This window comes from Betaproteobacteria bacterium, assembly GCA_016720065.1.
In the GTDB taxonomy this organism is placed as follows: Bacteria; Pseudomonadota; Gammaproteobacteria; order Burkholderiales; family Rhodocyclaceae; genus SSSZ01.
In genome coordinates this window covers 2,266,932-2,287,255 of sequence record JADJXY010000002.1, presented here as the reverse complement: position 1 = coordinate 2,287,255, position 20,324 = coordinate 2,266,932, and the positions used below count along the sequence as shown (strand labels likewise).

Annotated in this window: 25 protein-coding genes and 2 pseudogenes; 6 read left to right on the top strand and 21 right to left on the bottom strand. The window is 68.2% G+C overall.

Going from position 1 to position 20,324, the window contains the following annotated elements; genetic code table 11:
* Positions 1-151: 151 nt before the first annotated feature.
* Positions 152-397, top strand: a complete 246-nt coding sequence (locus IPM73_13885; protein MBK8919088.1) for a hypothetical protein — start codon at positions 152-154, stop codon at positions 395-397.
* A gap of 296 nt (positions 398-693) precedes the next feature.
* Here the strand turns inward: IPM73_13885 and IPM73_13880 are convergent, their stop codons facing one another.
* From IPM73_13880 to IPM73_13870, 3 genes are all read right to left on the bottom strand, one after another.
* A complete protein-coding gene (locus IPM73_13880; GenBank protein ID MBK8919087.1) occupies positions 694-1,437 on the bottom strand; it encodes a trypsin-like peptidase domain-containing protein in 744 nt (247 codons plus the stop codon).
* A gap of 223 nt (positions 1,438-1,660) precedes the next feature.
* Positions 1,661-2,017 carry a hypothetical protein gene (locus IPM73_13875; protein MBK8919086.1) on the bottom strand — a complete coding sequence of 119 codons (357 nt, stop codon included), beginning with the start codon at positions 2,015-2,017 and terminating at the stop codon, positions 1,661-1,663.
* Between the two features lie 211 nt (positions 2,018-2,228).
* Positions 2,229-3,884: a SagB/ThcOx family dehydrogenase gene (locus IPM73_13870; protein MBK8919085.1), complete on the bottom strand. Its 1,656-nt coding sequence runs from the start codon at positions 3,882-3,884 to the stop codon at positions 2,229-2,231.
* Positions 3,885-4,174: 290 nt separating this feature from the next.
* Between IPM73_13870 and IPM73_13865 the strand changes: the two genes are divergently transcribed.
* On the top strand, positions 4,175-4,924 hold the full coding sequence (locus IPM73_13865) for a dinitrogenase iron-molybdenum cofactor biosynthesis protein (GenBank protein ID MBK8919084.1): 750 nt from the start codon (positions 4,175-4,177) through the stop codon (positions 4,922-4,924).
* 20 nt (positions 4,925-4,944) lie between these two features.
* Here IPM73_13865 and IPM73_13860 read toward each other — a convergent pair whose 3' ends face one another.
* The 7 genes and pseudogenes from IPM73_13860 to IPM73_13830 form a co-directional block, all read right to left on the bottom strand.
* Complete coding sequence (locus IPM73_13860; protein MBK8919083.1) at positions 4,945-5,205, bottom strand: hypothetical protein; 261 nt, start codon at positions 5,203-5,205, stop codon at positions 4,945-4,947.
* Between the two features lie 263 nt (positions 5,206-5,468).
* Positions 5,469-5,861, bottom strand: coding sequence for a hypothetical protein (locus IPM73_13855; protein MBK8919082.1), 393 nt, complete (start codon positions 5,859-5,861; stop codon positions 5,469-5,471).
* Positions 5,858-6,613 (bottom strand): molybdate ABC transporter substrate-binding protein, encoded by a 756-nt coding sequence (gene modA / locus IPM73_13850; protein MBK8919081.1) that lies wholly within the window; start codon positions 6,611-6,613, stop codon positions 5,858-5,860. Before modA ends, IPM73_13855 begins: the two co-directional genes overlap by 4 nt.
* An 18-nt stretch (positions 6,614-6,631) precedes the next feature.
* Complete coding sequence (locus IPM73_13845; protein MBK8919080.1) at positions 6,632-6,934, bottom strand: hypothetical protein; 303 nt, start codon at positions 6,932-6,934, stop codon at positions 6,632-6,634.
* Positions 6,935-7,033: 99 nt separating this feature from the next.
* Positions 7,034-7,588 (bottom strand): flavodoxin, encoded by a 555-nt coding sequence (locus IPM73_13840; protein ID MBK8919079.1) that lies wholly within the window; start codon positions 7,586-7,588, stop codon positions 7,034-7,036.
* A gap of 145 nt (positions 7,589-7,733) precedes the next feature.
* Positions 7,734-8,004: pseudogene (locus tag IPM73_13835) on the bottom strand (nitrogen fixation protein NifZ).
* Positions 8,005-8,008: 4 nt separating this feature from the next.
* Positions 8,009-8,338: a (2Fe-2S) ferredoxin domain-containing protein gene (locus IPM73_13830; GenBank protein MBK8919078.1), complete on the bottom strand. Its 330-nt coding sequence runs from the start codon at positions 8,336-8,338 to the stop codon at positions 8,009-8,011.
* 312 nt (positions 8,339-8,650) lie between these two features.
* Here IPM73_13830 and phbB point away from each other — a divergent pair, with 312 nt between their 5' ends.
* Positions 8,651-9,391: an acetoacetyl-CoA reductase gene (gene phbB, locus IPM73_13825; protein MBK8919077.1), complete on the top strand. Its 741-nt coding sequence runs from the start codon at positions 8,651-8,653 to the stop codon at positions 9,389-9,391.
* A 64-nt stretch (positions 9,392-9,455) separates the two neighbouring features.
* Here the strand turns inward: phbB and IPM73_13820 are convergent, their stop codons facing one another.
* The 5 genes and pseudogenes from IPM73_13820 to IPM73_13800 form a co-directional block, all read right to left on the bottom strand.
* The gene (locus IPM73_13820; GenBank protein ID MBK8919076.1) at positions 9,456-9,878 is read right to left on the bottom strand and encodes a hypothetical protein; all 423 of its coding nucleotides are present in this window, start codon (positions 9,876-9,878) and stop codon (positions 9,456-9,458) included.
* The gene (locus IPM73_13815; GenBank protein ID MBK8919075.1) at positions 9,875-10,219 is read right to left on the bottom strand and encodes a hypothetical protein; all 345 of its coding nucleotides are present in this window, start codon (positions 10,217-10,219) and stop codon (positions 9,875-9,877) included. Before IPM73_13815 ends, IPM73_13820 begins: the two co-directional genes overlap by 4 nt.
* Positions 10,216-10,479, bottom strand: coding sequence for a ferredoxin (locus tag IPM73_13810; protein ID MBK8919074.1), 264 nt, complete (start codon positions 10,477-10,479; stop codon positions 10,216-10,218). The genes IPM73_13815 and IPM73_13810 overlap by 4 nt, the downstream gene beginning before the upstream one ends.
* Positions 10,406-10,648, bottom strand: a pseudogene (locus IPM73_13805) (glutathione S-transferase N-terminal domain-containing protein). Before IPM73_13805 ends, IPM73_13810 begins: the two are co-directional and overlap by 74 nt.
* Positions 10,635-11,222, bottom strand: a complete 588-nt coding sequence (locus IPM73_13800) for a pyridoxamine 5'-phosphate oxidase family protein (GenBank protein MBK8919073.1) — start codon at positions 11,220-11,222, stop codon at positions 10,635-10,637. Before IPM73_13800 ends, IPM73_13805 begins: the two are co-directional and overlap by 14 nt.
* A 109-nt stretch (positions 11,223-11,331) precedes the next feature.
* Here IPM73_13800 and IPM73_13795 point away from each other — a divergent pair, with 109 nt between their 5' ends.
* Positions 11,332-12,228: a LysR family transcriptional regulator gene (locus IPM73_13795; protein ID MBK8919072.1), complete on the top strand. Its 897-nt coding sequence runs from the start codon at positions 11,332-11,334 to the stop codon at positions 12,226-12,228.
* A gap of 206 nt (positions 12,229-12,434) precedes the next feature.
* On the opposite strand, the gene IPM73_13790 is transcribed toward IPM73_13795, so the two are convergent.
* Together IPM73_13790 and IPM73_13785 are read right to left on the bottom strand one after the other, a co-directional pair.
* A complete protein-coding gene (locus IPM73_13790) occupies positions 12,435-13,568 on the bottom strand; it encodes a glycosyltransferase family 1 protein (protein MBK8919071.1) in 1,134 nt (377 codons plus the stop codon).
* Entirely contained in the window at positions 13,565-13,987 is a 423-nt protein-coding gene (locus IPM73_13785) for a diacylglycerol kinase (GenBank protein ID MBK8919070.1), read from the bottom strand. Before IPM73_13785 ends, IPM73_13790 begins: the two co-directional genes overlap by 4 nt.
* 134 nt (positions 13,988-14,121) lie before the next feature.
* Here IPM73_13785 and IPM73_13780 point away from each other — a divergent pair, with 134 nt between their 5' ends.
* Complete coding sequence (locus IPM73_13780) at positions 14,122-15,318, top strand: BtaA family protein (protein ID MBK8919069.1); 1,197 nt, start codon at positions 14,122-14,124, stop codon at positions 15,316-15,318.
* Positions 15,305-16,090: a class I SAM-dependent methyltransferase gene (locus tag IPM73_13775; GenBank protein MBK8919068.1), complete on the top strand. Its 786-nt coding sequence runs from the start codon at positions 15,305-15,307 to the stop codon at positions 16,088-16,090. The genes IPM73_13780 and IPM73_13775 overlap by 14 nt, the downstream gene beginning before the upstream one ends.
* On the opposite strand, the gene IPM73_13770 is transcribed toward IPM73_13775, so the two are convergent.
* The 4 genes from IPM73_13770 to phoR are packed head-to-tail and all read right to left on the bottom strand — an operon-like array spanning position 16,041 to position 20,317.
* Entirely contained in the window at positions 16,041-17,006 is a 966-nt protein-coding gene (locus IPM73_13770) for a fatty acid desaturase (protein ID MBK8919067.1), read from the bottom strand. The two genes, IPM73_13775 and IPM73_13770, sit on opposite strands and share 50 nt — an antisense overlap.
* A gap of 13 nt (positions 17,007-17,019) precedes the next feature.
* Positions 17,020-18,198, bottom strand: a complete 1,179-nt coding sequence (locus IPM73_13765; GenBank protein ID MBK8919066.1) for a glycosyltransferase — start codon at positions 18,196-18,198, stop codon at positions 17,020-17,022.
* Positions 18,198-18,983, bottom strand: a complete 786-nt coding sequence (locus IPM73_13760; protein ID MBK8919065.1) for a UDP-2,3-diacylglucosamine diphosphatase — start codon at positions 18,981-18,983, stop codon at positions 18,198-18,200. The genes IPM73_13765 and IPM73_13760 overlap by 1 nt, the downstream gene beginning before the upstream one ends.
* Before the next feature lie 56 nt (positions 18,984-19,039).
* Entirely contained in the window at positions 19,040-20,317 is a 1,278-nt protein-coding gene (gene phoR / locus IPM73_13755; GenBank protein ID MBK8919064.1) for a phosphate regulon sensor histidine kinase PhoR, read from the bottom strand.
* Positions 20,318-20,324: the final 7 nt, after the last annotated feature.

Here is a 20,324-nt window from a genome sequence, read left to right as displayed (position 1 = left end):
TGCGGGCGTGGCCGGTCCGCCCGGTCGGGGGGCTTTCCCGGCGCGTCCGGCGCGCCATCGTGCCGCAGCAGCAGGCGCGATCGGCGACTGGTGCGCGGGGCTGGGGATATCCCATGAATTGCAGGCTCCAATCCGAAAAAGGGGGAGCGTCATGGTTATTTCGGCAGGTGTCGCCGGCGCGCGGGACCGCTATCTTGCCACCTTGAGCGACGGACAGCGCCTGGAGCGCCCGGATCTCCGGGCCCTGGCCCAGGCCCTGCACGGCGCCGGGGTGAGCGCGGGCCGGGTGAGCAGCGTTCGCCACCCCGGCCAGCCGATCATTACCGCCGGGCAGGAGGTCGCCCTGGTGGCGGAAATCAGGAAGCTGGAAGGCCACTCGTCCCGCGACGGCCCCTGAGCGCCTGTGAAAATTCCGTTCACCCCCGCTCGTCATGCCCAACTGCGCCCGCTCGGCGTTGCCCATGCTCGCCATAGCCCGAGCTATGGCTGTGCTTTGCGCCTTGATCGTGCCCACCTGGGCACGCCGCTCGGGCGCGCCCGAAAATTTCGCAGGCTCTGATCGGGTTTGCCGGCGGGGAATCTCGGCTCCCCTCGGGCACAGCGCGACGGCCTCTCCGTCCACGCCGTCACGTCGGCGGCGGGGGCGTGGCGTGGATGCGGCCCCTCCCACACCCGTCCCGCAGGGCTCGGGGTTTACGCCGGGCGATCTGCCGTCAGGGCCATCAGTACATCCGAATACCAGGCGCAGTTGAGCCCCAGGGCCTCGTCGAGGACCAGATCCCGGGTGCCCACGTCGAGGCGGGCCGAATGGACGCCGAGGAGCAGCCAGGGCAGTCCGGCGCCGCCACCGCGATCGTCGGGGCGGCGCAGAACCACGGGGGCGCCGCTGGTGCCGCGGTGGGTGCGCGCGTCGGTCAGGAAATAGCCTTGCCCCTGAAAGCGCAGCCCGAAGGACGAGGCGATGGCCGCCTGACGCACGACGGGGAGGTGATGCAGGGTGTCCTGAAACCCGAGGGGGTAGCCCACCACCAGGATCGACTGCCCCGCCTCGATGGACTCCAGCCGGGGGGGCAGGTGTTCGGGCGAAAACGCCCGGTACACCACGTCCCGGGGCAGCAGCTGGGGGGGGATTTCGATGGCCGCGACGTCCACGTCGCCGGCGGCATCGGCACAGGTGCGCCACAGGCTCAGGCCGTTTTCGAACAAGGGGATGGCGAGGCGCACCGATTGGGACAGGTGTTCGCCGCCGACATGCAACTCGATGGCCAGGCTGTCGGGATGGTGTTCGCTGGGCGGGTCGCAGACCACGTGGCGACAGGTGATCAGAAAGAGGCGCGATCCCCTTTGGAAGAGGAAGCCGCTGGCATTGGTCAGGTACCAGCCGCCCTGGAGCGTCTGCACCCGGACGGTGGTCAGAAGGAGGGATTCGATCTGCATCGGTTCGTGGGTTTCGGGGCGTAGATCCCCCGCAAGCCATAGTCCTCAGTCAAACAGGTTTCGTCGATGCCGAGTGCATTCGCGCCACGATCGCACGACGCGATCCGCAGCCATCGCCGAAGCCGTGGCGAGGACGGGCGAAGCAGCGCGTGGGGATGGGCGGCGTGGCGAACATGGCTGAACCTGTTTGACTGACTATCCGCTTGGGGGGGCGGTGGGCGGATCAGCCGCGGGCGTAATTCAGCGCATCGGCCAGGCGGTCGTAGCGATAAATGTGATAGCGATAGCGCCATCCCTCGAAGCGGATGCCCAGGGGCTGCATGATCACCCGTTCGGCAGCACTGGGAACTGGCCGGTCGTGCCAGGCTTCCAGGTTGGTGACGGGCGCCTGCCCCTCGCCGCGTGCCGCTTCCAGCTCCGCATAGGCGACGGCGTCGGGCAGCCGGTCGTACTTGAAATCGTGATAGACGAACTGATGTCCGTCGAAGGCAATGCCGAGATGCATGGCCTGGGCCTGTTGCGCCTCGGAAACGGTTGCATCGGGACGCTCGCAGGCGGTCCCTCGGGGGGTGTCGGTCATGATGATGGCCTCCGTAAGTGTCGGGTGGATTCCCGACGGTATGCAATTCAACGGAAGCGCCCTTCGCCCAGGATACGAGCTGAAGGTTCGAGGTGAACCGTTGGCTGGTCACACCTTCAATGTAGCACCGCCAACCCGGCAGGGCATGAATTAAATCAGTGGCCCGAAGCGAATTTGCCGCGGGGGGCGAGGGCTTCGGCGAGGTCTGGGCTCATGGGGTCTCCGCCTGGCGTTGGGGGTAGGGCGGGCCCGTTTCGATGCGATCGTCGACGATCGCCGTGCCGACGGTGAAGTGATAGACGCTCTGCCAGGTATCGCCGGCCAGGCCAAAGGCCTGGTGCACCGGGTCGTCGAAGAAGCAGCCGATGCCGGTGCCGCGCACGCCGGCGGCCTCCGCCTCCAGGTAGAGGGCCTGACCGATGAGGCCCGCTTCCCGCAGCAGGGTGCGGTAGGTGTAGGCGTCGTCGGCCAGGGCCGCGAAGTCGGCGAGCATGCCCAGGGAGAAGGCGCTGGTGGCGGCGATGTCCTGGTGGCAGGAGAGGGCGCGGGCCAGACGCTGCACCTCCTGCAGGCCGAGGGCGGCGAGGAACGTGAGATGGAGATGGGCGGGGCAATCCGGGTCCACGTCGGCCACGGCGCAGCGGCTGACGAAGCGGTGGTCGGCGGCCCCGAGGACGACCGGGAGTCCGGCCGCCGCCATCGGCGTGCGCGGCAGCAGGTAGAGGCCGGGCGGCAGCCCATCGACGCGCAGGACGAAAAGCAGCAGGGCGATGGCGGGGGGGGCCTCCTGGCCCGTGAAGGGGGCGCCGGCGCGGGGCAGGGTGGCGTCCAGCAGGCGATAGAAGGCGCCCTTGTCCAGGGTGTGCTTGGGGTCGAAGCGCTGGGCGCTGCGGCGCTGGCGGATGAGTTGGGCGGTGCCGGCCGGTGTGGGGTGCGGCGGCAGCGCGGGCAGGGGCGCGAAGGCCGGTGATACCGGCACTGCGGGGAATTCCTCCCGGCGGCTGGCCGCGGCGGCCTGGGCGATGACGGGCCAGCGGTAGCCGGGGGCGGGGTCGATGGTGCTGGGTCGGCCGTGCCAGGGGGCGCCGTCGAGCCAGGCGGTGAGGCCGGAGGGCGGGGCGGCCAGGCCGGGGGCGTGGAGGGCGAGGAGAACCTCCGGCTCTTCGGCTTCGGTGAAGGCGTGGCGGCCGGGGGGAAAGTCTTCGGCGCGGTCCAGGCCAAGCAGGTGGGCGAGGGCCGTGCCGCCGGGGGCCAGCGGTTCCACGCGCCAGCCGAGGAGGGCGGCGGCGTAGGCCAGGGCGCCGACGGCGTGGCCGATGTCGAGCTGGCAGTAGCGGAAGGCCCGCTCGCCGTATTTCCAGGCTTCGCGCCACAGGGCGCTGGAGAGGCCGACGGCGAGCCAGGGGGGGCCGCCGGGGGGCAGCAGGGCACGGCCTTCCAGCAGGTGATCCTGGGCGTCGTAGTGGTGCAGGCCGGCGGCGATGCCGGGGAGGCCGGAGGCGAGAACATAGGCTTCCACCGGATGCAGGTTGCCGGAGGAGGGGTTGCAGCGCAGCGCCCAGCGGCTTGGTCCCCAGGATTTCCAGGCCGAGATGCCGAAGCTCAGTTCCAGCAGGGCGCCCAGGCTGGCCAGGTCGGCCCCCACCGGGGTGGCGGGTGGCGTCGCCAGGCGGTTGTAGGGGCGCTCGAAGCGGTCGGCCGCCAGGGGCAGGGAGGTCAGCGGTGCCCCAGGGTAACGGCGGAAGGCGTCGGGCTGGGCATCCCAGTCGAGCTGGCCGGGGCCTTCGGCATAGGCCTCGAAGCGGTGTTTGGTGCGGGCGTGGTAAGCGCGCAGAAGGTCGAGGGGGTTTTGTGAGCTATCCGACATTGGGGACGATTCCGGCGGGGGCAGGGAGTCGGTCAGCAAGGGCCGTGCCGGCGTGAAATCAGGCCCTTAGGGGCACGGCGCGGGCTGGCACCATCTCTGCAAGGGGGTGGAAAACAGACCTCGAATGGCAACCGAAATTCCCTCCTCCGTTCGGGCTGAGCCCTTCGACGGGGCTCAGGACTGGCCTGTCGAAGCCCGTGGTGCACTGTCCTTCGACAGGCTCAGGGCGAACGGAACCGAGGTTGTCGGTTTAAAGACCACCATAACACCCCAACCCCAAGGAGAAAATCATGGAAGAAGCCGACAAGCCGCCCATCACCCGCGAGGCGGCCCTGCGCGTGGCCCTGGCCGCCCGGGCCATGCCCAACGCCACCCTGCCGCGCCTGCTGGAGCTGCTGCAGCGCGGCCTGGGTCACGAAATCGACGAAGAGAAACTGCGCCAGGTGACGGTGACCCTGCTGAAAACCGGCTTCGCCAGCGCCGACGGCGAGGAGGACGGCGAGGATATCGGCATCGGCCTGGAGGCGATGAAGCTCGCCGTGCGCATCCTGTGGGGCGAGACCCAGGGGGATGACTCGCTGCCCCGGATCGAGGCCTACGAGGCCGGCGAGATGCCGGGCTCGGTGCGGGTCGCCATCGCCTCCGACAAGGGCGACACCCTCTCCGGCCACTTCGGCTCCTGCCTGCGCTTTCTGGTCTATCAGGTATCGCCCACGGCGGTCCGGCTGGTGGATATCCGCGACACCATGGACGCCGAATTCGCGCCGGACAAGAACCTGTGGCGCGCCCAGCTCATCGGCGACTGCCACGTGTGCTACGTGGTTTCCATCGGCGGGCCGGCGGCGGCCAAGGTGATCCGGGCCGACATCTACCCGATCAAGGTGCCCGATGGCGGGCCGGCGCTGGAAATCATCGCCCAGTTCCAGCAGGCCATGGCCAATTCGCCGCCCCCCTGGCTGTTGAAGATACTCGGCGTCGCCGCCGAAAAGCGTCTGCGCAACTACAACGCCCAGGGCGAGGAGGCCTTGGCGGAAGAATGACGCCGCCCCGCCGCCCGCCCTCAGCCCGCCTGCCGTTCCATCTGCAGGGGCGTCAGGCCCACCAGCGTCAGCTGGGTGCCGTCGTCGCCGTTCCACCACACCGCCACCCAGCCGGTGCCGTCGGCGTCGATGCGCTCCACGGCACAGCAGGCGCCGATCATGGCGAGAAACATCTCGCGCTGGTCGTCGTCGAGATCGGGGTCGGGGTTGATGTCGAGGACGCGCACCTCGTCGCCGACGGCGACGGGGCGGCCCTGGCAGTCGTGGGTGGAATATTGCATGGCGGGCTCCTGCAGGTTGGCGGCGCCGCCCTGTCGCAAAGGCGACGTCGGCACCGGTTGGCCAACTCGGGTCGCGACATCAAGGGCTTGGCCAGGCGGGTCGCCAAGTATTGCAGCCAGAAGCAGGTCGCGCCGACCCAAGAGGTGTTCCGCCGCTGCTCGATGTTCCGGGCGCCGGATCGGGCCGAGGCGCCGGCCTGAAGCGCGGCGGGACGTTGATCCGGGGCCGCCGCAACGGGAACTGTTCCAGCCTGTTCCCTAAGTCAGTGCCGCGAAAACAGGTCCCGCAGTTTGCACAGGGTGGTGGTGATGTCGAAGCGCGGGTCGGGCAGGGCTTCGCCGGCCAGGATGCGGGTGATGGCCATTGCCGGGTCGTCTTCGCCGGTGAGCAGTACCTCCGCGCCGCGCTTTTTCATGTGGCGGATGAAGCCGTCGCCGGCGCTGGCGGCGACCACGATATCCACGCCGTCGAGGGGGTGGGGGCGGTCGTCCTCGAAGACGTGGAGCACTTCGTCCTTGGCCAGATCGATGCGCCGCGGGGCGGGCAACAGCCGGTTGGAACGGTGCTCGGACAAGTCGTAGAGCAGCCAGTGGCGGGTCTGGCCGGCATGGCCGCTGACGGCGGTGAAATCCCGGGTGGCGATGGCGATTTTCACAACTCGTATCCGTAGGAGTTGATGACGGTGCGCGCCTTGTCGCCCTTCAGGTAGGTGAGCAGGGCGCCTGCTGCGGCCGGGACGGCAGTCCTGGTCAGCACCACGGCATCCTGGCGAATGGGCTGGTGCAGCTTGGCGGGGACAATCCAGGCCGAACCGGAGGTGAGGCGGCCATCCTTCCACACCTGGGCGAGGGCGATGAAGCCGATTTCGGCATTGCCGCTGGCGACAAACTGGTAGGTCTGGGCGATGTTCTCGCCCAGCACCCATTTGGCCTGGAGGGCGGGCAGCAGGTCGAGCGCGGTCATGGCCTCGACGGCGGCGGCGCCGTAGGGGGCGGTCTTGGGATTGGCCAGGGCGAGACGGGCGAATTCGCCGCGGCGCAGCATCTCGCCCTTGGCATCTACCCCGTCGGCGCGGGGCGACCAGAGCACCAGGCGGCCGATGGCGTAGGTCATCCGGCTGTCGCCCTTGGCCAGGCCTTCCTTGACCAGGCGCGTCGGCGTTTCGTCGTCGGCGGCCAGCAGGACGTCGAAGGGCGCGCCGTGGGTGATCTGGGCGTAGAACTTGCCCGTGGCGCCGAAGGAAAGGCGCAGCCGGTGGCCGGTGTCGGCCTCGAAATCCCGGGCGATGGCCTGCATGGGCGCCGAAAAATTGGCCGCCACGGCGACCTGGACCTCGTCGGCGTACACAGGGCCGGCGATGAGAGCGCAGAGGGCGCAGAGGGCGAACAGGCAGCGGCGAAGGCGCATGGGCGGGAGGTATACCACTCAGGCGTCGAAATGCAACGCCAGGCTGGAGAGCAGGCGCTGCAGGGAGAGGTTCTCCTCGCTTTCCAGAATGCCCGGCACCGGGTGGGGGTACTCGAAGAAGACGCCGTAGGTGCCCGGCTTCTGCCCGTGCAGGAAAACATGGGCGCGCAGGCGCTCCAGCTCGGCATGGCGCAGGGTGACCATGGCCGGGTCACCGCTGTCGGGAACCACGTCGCAGGCGCCGGCCAGACGTTCGTCGAAGGAGACGAGCACCCGGCGGATGGCTTTGGCCTTGGGGGCGGCCCAGGGATTGGCGTTCATGGCATTAGCGTGAAAGATGCGAAGCGTTTCCGTTATCTCCCCTCGCCCGCAACGCGGGAGAGGGGGCGGGGGTGAGGGAGACGGGCATGGCGGCCTCTTTCATCGTTGGGGGTCTCGATCCATGCCCGTCAGCTCCGGTTTGATCGAGGCGAGCCACGCGTCGATGCGGCCTTCGGTCAGTGCCGCCTGATGATGCTGGTCCAGGGCGAGGCCCAGGAAGTCATCGCCCACGAGGGCACGGGAGGCCTTGAATTCGTAGCCGGCGGCCGGCCAGCGGCCCACCAGGCGGGCGCCGCGGGCGGTGAGGGCGTCGTGGAGAATGCCGATGGCGTCCACGAATTCGTCCGGATACTTCTTCTGGTCGCCGAGGCCGAACAGCGCAATGGTCTTGCCGCTGAGGTCGGCACCTTCGATCTGGGGCAGGAACTCCTCCCAACTGGCGTGAGCGAGGCCGCAGGATTCGCCGGGCAGCATGCCGTCGCCCAGGGTGGGGCTGCCCAGGATCAGGGCCTCGTAGGCGAGGAAATCCGCCACCGTCGTGCGCCCGATATTCACCGGCGGCGCTGCCTCTTCACCGAGCTTTTTGGCGATCTGCTTGGCGATCAGGCGGGTACGCCCGGTGTCGGTCCCGAAAAAAATGCCGATTTTGGCCATGATCCTGGAAACCTCAGTTGGACGCGCCAGCGGGCTCGTAGCGATGCCACCCAATGGGTGTGTGATTCGGTAGGGCGCGGAGTTCCAGGACACAATGCATTCCGGCATTCGACAAGCGGTCAACTGAGGTTTCTAGGATGATGGCTCACTGGAGGGTAGGCTCGTTCTGGGTGAGTTCCTCGGGCAGGACGCCTACCGGATTGCCCAGAGCCCCCTCGGGCCCGGTTTCGAAGCGCACCAGGTAGACCTCCCTGCTGGGGTCGATTTCGGAATGCCCGGAAATGCACCACGACGCCCCGGGCACCGGCGGGAGCGATCAGGCCTTCCGCCTCAACGACGCCGGGCATGCCGCCGTCGTTGAGGATGTCTTCGGCGGCGAAGACGAGATCGCCGATTTCGTATTGAACGGCGGCCATGGCATCAGCTCCACACGTCGGCCGGCGCCTTCAGGCGCTCTACCGGCTGATCGAACATCAGGTGCTCGTCGATGATGGTGGCGACGTCCTCCGGTTTGATGCCGGTGTACATGAAGCCGTCCGGGTAGACGATGGCGCTGGGCCCCAGATGGCAGGGGCCGAGGCAGCCGGTGTTGGTGAGCTGGAAGCCCGAGGCCCACAGGTTGCGGGCGGTGAATTCGTCGGAGAAGGCCTGCCAGACCTGGGCGCAGCCCTTTGACTGGCAGGAGCCGCGCGGATGGCCCTGGGGGCGGCCCTGGACGCAGACGAGGAGGTGTTTTTTGGGTTTGGGCATGGGGGAGTCCGGGAGGTTTTTCTACGGATGTGCAAGTTGAGTGCCAGGCGTGAGTATCGATAAATCAATGGGTTGCGGACTGGCCGTTTGTCGGGAAGCTGACAATGGCCCAGGTGGGGTGGGGGATGCCGGTTTTCCGGGGTGCTTTCTTGGGCTTGTGGGATTCATCGATCCGGTTCTCCCCGGCCTGGCCGCTTTTCTGAACCCATGGGTTCCCCGTTGGAGGCGCGGTCTCCGGCACCCGGGCTTGCGCTTCGCGTCACCCTCGCTATAATCCATAATTCAATATTTAATTATTTAAAGGTGCCGAAGATGACTCAGAAAGTGGCTTACGTGACAGGGGGCATGGGCGGTATCGGGTCCGCCATTTGCCAGAAACTCGCCCAGGACGGCTTCAAGGTCGTCGCCGGTTGCGGACCCAACTCGCCCCGCAAGGACCGCTGGCTGGCCGAACAGAAGGAACTGGGCTTCGATTTCGCCGCCTCAGAAGGTAATGTCTCGGACTGGGACAGCACCAAGGCGGCCTTCGACAAGGTGCGCGCCGATTTCGGTACGGTCAGCGTCCTGGTCAACAATGCGGGCATCACGAAGGACGGCGTGTTTCGCAAGATGTCGGTGGAGGACTGGATGGCCGTCATCGACACCAACCTCAACTCCCTCTTCTTCGTCACCAAGCAGGTGGTCGATGGCATGCTGGACCAGGGCTGGGGCCGCATCATCAACATCTCGTCGATGAACGGTCAGCGGGGCCAGTTCGGGCAGACCAACTATTCCACCGCCAAGGCCGGCATGCACGGCTTCACCATGGCCCTGGCGCAGGAAGTGGCCAGCAAGGGTGTCACCGTCAATACCGTGTCCCCGGGCTATATCGGGACCGACATGGTGCGGGCGATCCGGGAAGACGTGCTGGAAAAGATCGTCGCGACCATCCCGGTCAAGCGTTTGGGCTCCCCGGACGAAATCGCCTCCATTTGCGGCTGGCTGGCTTCCGACGGCGCCGGCTTCACCACCGGCGCCAATTTCGCCTGCAACGGCGGCAACTACATGACCTGACCGTGCGGGCCGGCTACGGGAGTCGGGGCGTGGCCATTGCAGAGGACGCCCGGATCCCGCCTGGTCAGCCCAGGACGTGCTCGTAGGCGCGGCGCAGGAGTTGGCGTTCGACGTCGCTCAAGGGGCGGGCTTCGGTGAGGGCGATGAAGCGGCTGCCGGTCCGCTCCGCCGCGGCGAAGGGCGGGTCGAGGTCGGTGAACACGCCGAGCAGCACGGGCACGTCCCCCGTCGGCGTATCCACCCAGGCGGCGAATTCGGCCTCCGGCTCGATGGCGCCTTCGGGCAAGCCGAGGTGAATCTCCGCCTCCCGCACCACGGCCGTGGGGTGGAACTGGATCTTCGGGGAGTAGTTCTCGTCGCGCAGCGCTGCCAGGGCCGGCAAGGGATTGAAGGCGACCACGCCTGAAGCAAGGCAGAGAAAGCGTACGCGGCCGCTGGTCTTCTGCTTGTGCAGCAGGATGAGCCGCGGCAGGGTCACCGGCGTCACTTCTGATAGGCGGCGATGACCGCCTCGCCCCGCAGCTTTTCCGGCCGCCCCCAGACCTGCACCGCATCGACGTAGGTATCGCCATCGGCCGGATTCGCCTGCAGTACCTGGTATTCGGCGAAGACGCGCCCGTCGGGAAAGAAGGTGGCCTTGCCGAAGCGTGCGCCGCCGCGCCAATACGCAACAGTGCTCACCTCCCGGGAAAACGGGTCCACCGCCTCCTCGAAGGTGACGGCGGACCACACCGGCTCGTCACCGATGGAGAGGCCCAGCTTTTCCACCTGGCTGCGGAGGGCCGCGCAAACGGCGGCCCCGGTGGCGGCGTCGGGCCGCTGCGTCATGCCGGCGCGTAGGTGTAGCAGTCCTTGGGGCAGACGCGGCCGCAAGAGCCGCAGCCGATGCAGTCCAGGCCATTGGCGATGGACATGACCATCATGTTGTCTTCGTCCTCGTCATCGTCGTCGTCCAGCTCGCGCTCGACCAGGTCGAGGACATTGCGCGGGCATGCCCGCCGGATCCTTGGGCAGCCACTGTTCGCCGCCGTAACGACCGGCGAGATAGACGAGGATGGCCTGGGAATCCCGCAGGACCACGTCGCCATCCACGAGGATGGGAATCTCGCACCAGGGGTTGAGGTCGCTCAGGGGTGGGCGCTTGTGCTCGCCGCTGAGGAAATCCACGGCGACGATCTCCAGGGGGATGCCGGCCAGGGCGGCGAAAAGGCGAACTTTGTAGCAGTTGCCGGAAAGGCTGAGGTCATAGAGTTTCATGCATGTCTCCTGTCGGGTTTGAGGGGTCGAGCAGGCCGAAGGCTTGCAATTCCGCGGCCGAGTAACGGGGTGTGATGTGCTGGGAGCAGTTCCAGTCGAAGGCGGCGATGCGGATGGCGATCACCCGCTCGACCCGGCCGTCGGTGCTGCCTCGCAGGGCTGGCAGCAGCTCCGCGGGGGCGGCGTCGGCCGGGTAGACTTCGGCCAGGCCCAGGATCTTCAGGCGTCGGCGCCGGGGGTAATCCATCAGGATGAGGGCGACCCGGGGCTGGTTGTGCAGATTGCCCACGCTGACGTACTGCCGGTTCCCCCCCACATCGGCGAAGGCCAGCCGGTCCCCGGCGATGACCTTGAGGAAGCCTGCCGGGCCGCCCCGATGCTGCACGTGGGGCCAACCGGTTTCGCTGACGGTGGCCAGGTAGAAGCTGTCGCGGGCGGCGATGAATTCTTCTTCCTGCCCCCCCAGCATGGCTTCCGCCGGCCCCCGGCCCAGGGGCATCTCCTGGCCGTTGACGCGGCGTTGCAGTTCCTGGACGGCTGGGGTGTAGGCGAGTTTGGCAAAGTGGTAGGTCATGGTGCGCCTTTCGCATCAGGCCGGAGTGAGGTGATGGTGATAGCTTCCGAAGATGAAATAAATAGCGTCGTCAGCACTTTATTAATCCGGGTTACGGTGTAATGGCGCCATGGACAAACTACGAGCCATGACCATCTTTGTGCGCATCGTCGAGGCTGGCAGCCTGACCGGGGCAGCGGAGCGGCTCGGCTGCTCGCTGACCGCCGTGGTGCGCAGCCTGGCCGCTCTCGAAGAAGCCCTCGGGGCGCGCCTCATCAACCGCAGCACCCGCCGCATGGCGCTGACCGCAGAAGGGCGGGACTATTTCGAGCGCTGCCGCCGCCTGCTGGCGGAAGTGGAAGAGGCCGAAGCCGTGCTCACCGACCGCCGCCGGGAACCCTCGGGGCGCTTGGTGCTGACGGCGCCGGTTATGTTCGGCCGCCTGCACGTGGCGCCGGTGGTCACCGATTTCCTTGCGGCCTACCCGGCGGTGCGAGCGGAACTGGTGCTCCTCGACCGCATCGTCGATTTGCTGGAGGAAGGCATCGACCTGGCGGTGCGTATCGGCCCCCTGCCGGATTCGGCCCTGGTGGCGCGGCCGGTGGGGAGCACGCGGCGGGTGCTGTGCGCCACGCCGGAATACCTGAAAGCCCACGGGACACCCGAGCATCCGCGGGGTCTGGCGCGACATCGCCTGATTCGCTTCACGGGCCTTGACGGTGGCCAGGACTGGGTTTTTCAGCGGGGGGCGGAAACCGTGCGCGTGCCGGTGGCCGATGTATTCGCCTGCAACCACGTCGATGTGGCGGTGGAAGCCTGCACCAAGGGCCTGGGCTGCGGGCGCTTTCTCGCTTATCAGGTGCGCCGCCTCCTGGATGGCGGGCAACTGGTTCGCCTGCTGCCGCAATGGGAGCCGGAAGCCGCTGCGGTGTCCATCGTCTATCCCCACTCGCGGCTGCTGTCGCCGCGCATTCGGGCCTTTGTCGATTGGGCCGTGCCGCGGCTGCACGCGCGGCTCGGGGAGTAGCGGAGCGGGGCGCGGCGCGGGGCGCGGCGCGCCCGGATGGGGCGGTCGGTTCGGGGCGCGTACCCTCCCTGTCGGCGGGCGGCCCGGGGCGCGCGGAAGTCCCGGGTACAAGGCATTCCGGGCAGCGACAGGCGGTCCGTTGATGTTGCGGGGCCCGCTCCACGGCCAAACTCGAAGCCCTCTTGTCTTCCGGGCGAATATCCCCCTCAGGGGGAACAGTCCGCCGGCCGATGGATCGCCTCCAGGATCGCCGTTTCGAATTGGGCGACGACCTGCTCCCAACTGCGGGGCAGCATGGCCAGGCGGGCGGTGGAACCCAGGCGCTGGCGCAGGCCGGCATCGCCTGCCAGGCGGGCCGCCGCGGTGGTGAAGGCGGTTTCGTCGCCGGGCGGGACGACGAGACCGTCTTTTTCGGGGCGGACGATCTCCGCCGCCGCAGCGGTGCGGTAGGCGACCACGGCCAGGCCGCTGGCCATGGCCTCGGCCACGACGTTGCCGTAGGTTTCGGTGAGGCTGGAAAACAGGAAGATGTCGGCGCTGGCGTAGTGGACAGCCAGTTCTTCGCCCCGCCGCACCCCGGCGAAGACGTGGTCGGGATGGCTCTGTTCGAGGGCGCCCCGGCTCGGGCCGTCGCCCACCCAGACCATGCGGATGTCACCCGGAAGGCCTTGCAGGCTGCGGCTGACGAGGCTCAGGTTCTTTTCCGGCGCCAGCCGGCCGACCGACAGGCATACGACGGTCCGGGGGCCGGCGCCCCAGCTTGTCCGCAGGACCTCGCTGCGCCGGCGCGGGTCGAAGAGGGCGGTATCGACGCCCCGCCCCACGACGCGCACCCCCGGAATCCCGGCGCAGGAGAGTTCTGCGGCCAGTGCGGCGGTGGGCACCAGGGTGGCCCGTGTACGGCGGTGCAGGCTGCGCAGATAGGCCCCGACGGCGGGACGCAGCCAGCCCAGACCGTAATGGGCGCTGTAGTGGTCGAAATTGGTGTGGAATCCGGAGGTGACCGGGATGCCGAGGCTGCGGGCGACGCTCACCGCCGACCAGCCCAGGGGCCCTTCGGTCACGACATGGACGAGGTCCGGCCGGCGCGCCCGCCAGCGTCGCCGCAGGGGGCCTCCAGCGGGGAGCCCGAGGCGCAGGCCCGGATAACCCGGCAGGGGAAGGCCGGCCAGGGGGATTTCGTCGCGGGACGGCAGTTCCTCCCGATATTGCCGCGGCCGCAGGACGGTGACCGCGTGCCCTCGCCCCCGCAGGCCCTCCACCAGGCGGCCCACGGTCATGGCCACGCCGTTCACTTCCGGCGGGTAGGTTTCACTGACGATGTCGATGGCCAGGGTCATGCGCGATCGAGCATGATCGAGGCCCAGATCACGACCACATTGACCAGGGCGAGCAGCACGGCGGCGCTGCCGATGTCCTTGGCCCGTTCGGCGAGGCGGTGCCGCTCCAGACTGACCCGATCGACGGCGGCTTCCACCGCGGAGTTGAGCAGTTCGACCACCAGCACCAGGAGCACGCTGGCGATCATCAGCGCCCGTTCGACCCCGCTTACCGGAAGCAGCAGGGTGGTTCCCGTGAGCAGGAGGGCCAGCCAGACCTCCTGCCGGAAGGCATCCTCGTGGGCATGGGCGGCGCGCAGGCCGGCAAAGGAGTAGTGCAGGGCGTTCCACACGCGGCGCAGACCGGTTTTGCCCTTGAAGGGGGATTCGTTGGCGGCGGCTTCGTCGCCGGGGGACGGGGGGGTGTGGGGGGCGTTCATGGTGTGAAGTCTCGGGGTGGAAGATAGGCCGGCCAGGCTAAGGTTTCATGACAGCCGTCGTCATGGAGGCGTAACCGCGAAGACCTAAGCTGCTGCCCGTCGTCCGTCATCCCAACACTCGCACAGGACATGCCGTGAAACGTCTACCGACCCTGATCGATCGCGTCGACCAGAAAATCTTCGACGCCGTCACCCGCCGCTCGCTGGTCTACAACACCTGCTGGGAAGATCCCGCGGTGGACCGGCAGGCCCTGCAATTGCGCCAGGACGATACTGTCCTCGTCATCACCAGTGCCGGTTGCAACGCCCTGGACTATGCGGCCGCCGGCGTACGCCGCGTTCATGCGGTGGATGCCAATCCGCGCCAGAACGCTCTGCTCGAACTCAAGATGGCGGCCATCCGGCGCCTGGAGTACGAGGATTTCTTTGCTCTCTTCGGCCACGGCTATCACCAACGTTTCGCGTCCTTCTATCAGAAGACCCTGCGCTGGGATCTCTCCGATTTCGCGCGGGATTTCTGGGACCAGCGCCTGCACTGGTTCGCGAGCCCCCACGGCAGTTTCTATTTCCACAGCCTGGCCGGTCTGGTCGCGCGCAGCTTTCGTGCCTGGTTCCGCAGCAGCCCGGGCCTCCAGGGGGACATCGCGGCCCTCTTCTCGGCCAGCGGCCTGGAGGAGCAGCGCACCCTCTACCGCCAGCGCATCCGGCCGCAATTGTGGAGCCGCCCCTTGAACTGGCTCCTGGGCCGGCAGATCACCCTGAGCCTCCTGGGCGTGCCTCACCCCCAGCGGCGCGAGGTGCAGGCGCAACATCCTGGCGGGGTCGCGGGTTTCATCCGCGAGGCGGTCGAATACGTGGTGGAGGAACTGCCCCTGCGCGACAACTATTTCTGGCGGGTCTATTTCGGGGGCCGCTATACGCCGGACTGCTGCCCCGAATACCTGACCGAGAGGGGCTTTACGACCTTGAAGGCGGGCGGCGTGGATCGCATCCGCTGTCACACCACCCTGGTGACCGATTTCCTGCATCGTACCGGCGATCGTATCGACAAGTTCGTGCTCCTCGACCACATGGACTGGATGAGCTGCTATCACCCGGAAGCCCTGGTGGCGGAGTGGAATGCCATCCTCGACCGGGCCTCTCCGGGCGCCCGCATCATCTTCCGCAGCGCCCACGCCCGGCCGGCCTACCTGGACTGGATCGAGGTCGGCGAGGCCCACCGCCGCCTGCGCCACGTCCTCACCTTCCACGACGACCTGGCCCGCCGCCTCAGCCTGCAGGACCGCGTCCACACCTATGCCGGATTCCACATCGCCGATGTCGCGACGTGAATCCGGCGCCGAACTCCCCGGTGAGCGGCGCGGGAGCCGGGGGGCGCTGCGGCTCGGTTCCGAGGCCCGGGTGCTGTTGGCCCTGCTGCGCGGCCAGGGCCGCCACGGCGATCAGCAGTCTCGTCTGGAGCGCTTCTACGGTCCCCAGGCGGCCCATTACGACGGTTTCCGCGAGCGGCTGCTGGCGGGTCGCGAGGCGCTCTACGCCGACCTGGACCTCTCCCCCGGCGCCCGTCTGATCGAGATCGGCGCCGGCACCGGGCGCAATCTGGCCTGCCTGGGCCCGGGAATCGGCCAGCTGGCCAGGGTGGATCTGGTCGATCTGTGCGCGCCCCTGCTGGAACAGGCCCGGCACCGCTGGAGCGCGTACCCAAACGTGTTCTGCCACCACGCCGATGCCTGCACCTGGTTCCCGCGGGAGGTTGCCGACGCCGTGGTCTTCTCTTATTCGCTGTCCATGATCCCCGACTGGCGGCGCGCCCTGGTCAATGCCTTCGCCATGCTGCGCCCCGGGGGCCGTCTGGCGGTGGTGGATTTCACCTTGCTGGCCGACCAGTCGCCCTGGGCGCGGCGCTTCTGGCGCGCCTGGTTCGGCCACGATGGCGTGCGCCCCGATGCGCAGCATGTGCGCACCCTGGCCACCTTGCTGCCGCATCACCACCAGATCGTCGGCCGCAGTCGCCTGCCCTACCTGCCCGGGCTGAGTGTCCCCTACTTCCGCTTCATCGGCCGCCGGCCGGGGGAAGATCACTGCGGCGGATCGGCCCCCTGAGCTGCTCCAGGGCCCGAGACCAGTAACCGCCTTCCCAGGGATCGCCCGCGGCAGCAGCCAGGGCAGGAAGCGCGCTCCAGGGGGCGCTCGGGTGGCGGTGATGGGTGGCGTGCAGATTGAAGTGCAGGATGGCGCCGGAGAGGCAGGGCGCCAGGCGGTGATTGCGCGCCACCAGGGGATCACCGGCCGGCGTGCCGTAGTGGTAGGCGTTGTCGAACAGGGACAGGGCGAGACCCCGCAGTGCGAATGCCGCCAGGAGCCAAAGGGCATCCGCCCCCCAGAGAAGCCCTGCCGCGGCCAGGAAGAACAGGGCAGCCGCCCCGTCGACGCGGCTTTCCGCTTCGACATCCGGGCGCAGCGCCCAGGTGACGAAGCGCCGCCCAGAGTCCTTGGCCGGTGCCAGGGCGGACAGCAGGCGTATCCGCAGGAAGCGTGGCAGGGTCGCCAGGAGCGCGAGGCCGACTTCGGCCAGGTGGAGGCCACCCAGCACGGCGCCGTAGTGGCGCAGGATCGCCCGCAGGCGGGACTCGCGGCCGCACTCCCAGACTTCGCTGAGGTCTTCGGTTCTGCTGTAGGCGTGGTGCAGGAGATGGGCGCGCTGCAGGAGGCTGAAGGCGGTACCCAGCAGGACGGCCAGGAGGCGCCCGGCCCGGTGGCTGGCCCGCGCTTCGGGGAGAAGGACGCCGTGCATGGCTTCGTGCACCAGGGACCAGGTGGTGGTGGTCAGGATGACGGGCAGGAGTGCCGTCCACGGCGGCGTGCCGAGCAGGGGAGGCCCCCAGAGGAGGTAGGCCTGGGCAGGGGCCAGGAGGGCAAGGAGGCAGAGGTTGGCGCGCACCGGAATGGGGGCCGCGGACCGCGCGCCCTTCACGCGACCGGGGGCACTGCATTCGAACTCACGGAGGCATTCCTGCATCGGTGCGCGCCCTTCACGCACCCACCGGCACTGCGGCAATGGCCGGTGTTGCGGCGACGCGCTGGCGATAGAGGTCGGCCAGACGAGCGGCCATGGCGCCGTCGGACCACTCCAGGGCGTAATGGCGCGCTTCTTCGCGCAGTTCATCCCAGCCCTCGGGGTGGGAGAAGTACTGGGCCAGGGCAAGGCCGAAGGCCTCGGCGTCGTCGGGCGGGACGAGGCATCCCCTGCGCGGGCCGAGAATGTCGGTGGTGCCCATGGCGGAAAGGGCAAGGACCGGAACGCCCGCAGACATGGCTTCCAGCAGGACGAGCCCCTGGGTTTCGGTGCGCGAGGCGAAGACGAAGGCGTCGGCGGCGGCGTAGCAGTCGGGGAGTTCGCTGCCCCGGTCCAGATACCCCAGGAAGCGGACCGCCTGGGCAAGGCCGAGCTGGACGGCCCGCGTGCGCAGTTCTTCCAGGGCGGGGCCTTCACCGGTGACCAGGAGCAGGGCATCCGGACGGGCGACGAGGGTGCGCGCGAAGGCCTGGAGCAGGAAAGCAATGTTCTTTTCGTGGGCGACCCGGCCAACGAAGAGGGCTACCGGCCGCGTGGCCTCGATGCCGTGGCGGCGGCGGAATGCGGCACCGTCGCCCTGACTGAAATTGGCGAGGGGAATGCCGGTGGGCAGCACGTGACAGGGGCGCACGACGCCATAGCTGGCAAGGCGTTCCGCCATGGCAGCCGAGGGCACCACGATGGCATCGAGGGCATTGCACTGCCGGCGGGAGACGCGGCGGGCCACGGCCTTGAGCCAGCGGGCCGGCAACCAGGGCGCGTAGTACTGGAAGTATTCCTCGAACAGCGTGTGGTAGGTGGCCAGCGCCGGAATGCCCAGCTTGCGCGCCGCCGCCAGGCCGGCGTAGTGAGCCGCGAAGGGCGTCTGGATGTGGACCAGATCGCAGTCCTGGGCCGCGGTGAGGACGGCGGCCTTCATGGCGCTCCACGAGACCAGCCTGTCCTCGGGATCCCGCGGGACGGCGCGGCCGGGAACCCGCACGATGCCCGGTTCTCCCGCTTCCCCGCGGTAGGCCGGGACGACGAGACGGACCTCGATTCCCTGGGCGGCAAGACAGGCGCGGAAGGTCTCGATGGAGGTGGAGACCCCGTTGACCCGGGGGAAATAGACGTCGGAAACCATCAGGATGCGCATCAGGACAGGACCTCTTCGTTCAGGGGGAGGGACGTTTCCGGGATCAGACTGCGGGCGCCCCAGTGCACCAGTTCCAGCCTGCCGTCGAAATGCTCGACGACGGCGGTGCAGGAGTCGACCCAGTCGCCGCAGTTCACGTAGGTGAGCCCGCCGATGTCCTTGATCGCCGCCCAGTGGATGTGGCCGCAGACGACGCCGTCCAGTCCACGCTCCCGGGCGTGGTGAAGGGCCGAATCCTCGAAATCGAAGATGAAATTGAGGGCAGTCTTGACCTTGCGCTTGGCGTAGCCGGCCAGGGACCAGTAGCCGGCCTTGCCGAGTTTGCGGCGTATCCAGGAGAGCCACAGGTTGAGGCGCACCAGCCATTCGTAGCCGATGTCGCCGACGATCGCCAACCAGCGGTGATGCCGGGTCACCTGGTCGAAGGCATCGCCGTGGATGAGGAGGAAGCGACGTCCGTCGATGGTCTCGTGCACCGCCTCCTCGGCCACCTCGATATCGCCGAAGGCGATGCCGTAGTAGTCGCGCAGGGCTTCATCGTGATTGCCCGGAATGAAGACTACCTGCTCGCCATGGCGAGCCCGGCGCAGGAACTTCTGCACCACGGTGTTCTGGGCCCGGGACCAATGGATGCTGCGGCTCATGGCCCAGAAGTCGATGATGTCGCCGATGAGATAGGTGCGCTCGGCGGGGTACTCGCGCAGGAAATCCAGCAGTCGGTCGGCCTGGCAGGCGCGGGTGCCGAGGTGGATATCTGACAGGAACAGCGTGCGGACCCGTGGCATGGCGCCACCTTAACGCTGCGCCGTTAAGGGTCCGTGATGAAGCGATGAAGGATTGGTTACGCGCCGGCCACGCGGGAGGCGGGAAAGCGCGCCGCGAAACGGCTGCCTTCGCCGGGAGCGCTGGTGACGTCGAGACTGGCCTGGTGGCGGGAAAGGGCGTGCTTGACGATGGCCAGCCCCAGACCGGTGCCCCCCGTATCCCGCGAGCGGCTCCGGTCGACCCGGTAAAAGCGCTCGGTCAGGCGCGGAATGTGTTTGGCGTCGATGCCTATGCCCGTGTCGCGCACGGCGAACTCCGCACCCTCCCGGCAGGCCTGCCAGGACAGGGTGACGGTTCCTCCCTCGGGGGTGTAGCGCACGGCATTGGAGACCAGGTTGGCAAAGGCGCTCACCAGTTCCCCCTCGGCCCCCTGGAGGTCCGGCCCATCCGCTTCCAGAAGGACGCGGTGGCGACCAGCGGAGAGCGCTTCCGCGTCGCGCCGCAATTTGTCGAGGAGGCTGGCCATGTCGATACGCTCGTCCTCCGGCGGCGGCGCCGCTTCAAGCGAGGAGAGGGTCAGGAGATCCCGCACGATGCGCTGCATGCGTTCGGATTGTTCGGCCATGAGCCGCAGGAATTGATGACGCTGGGCGGGTTCGACCTCGATTTCCTGGAGGGTTTCCAGAAAGCCCGCCAGCACGGTGAGCGGCGTGCGCAGTTCGTGGGAGACGTTGGCGACGAAGTCCCGGCGCATGCGGTCGAGGAGATCGGCCTGGGTGACGTCCTTGATCTGCATGAGGCGGCTGCTGCGGCCGTAGGGCAGGATGTGGATCGAGTACACGCGCTCGCCCTTGCGATCGCTGCGCATCACCAGGGGCCTGGAGAAGTCTTCTCCCCCGAGGTAGTGAACGAACTCCGGCTGTCGCACCAGGTTGGCCACCATCTGGCCGACGTCGGTGTTCAGGTTGAGCCCGAATTGATGCTCGGCGGTGACGTTGCACCAGAGGATGTGATTGCCGGCGTCGAGCAGGACCACGCCGTCATTGAGGGCCTGAATGGCCGCCGAAAACTCGGCGACTTCCGCCTCGCGCTGGGCCACGACGCCCACGAGGTACTTTTCATGCCGATGGAGGCGGGCAAAGACCTCGTCCCAGACGCCTGCGCCCTCGAGCATCTCGGTGCTTTCTGGCTGGACGGACCAGCGCTCCAGCCGGGACAGGTAGACCAGGTGGTGGACGATCTGGGCAGCGAAGCCGGCGGCAAGCAGCGCCCAGCCCAGCCAGGGATGCACCAGGCCCCCGATAAAGCCCGACAGCGCAAGGGTAAGCCCGAGATAGACGAGCCCCCTGACCATGGAGAGG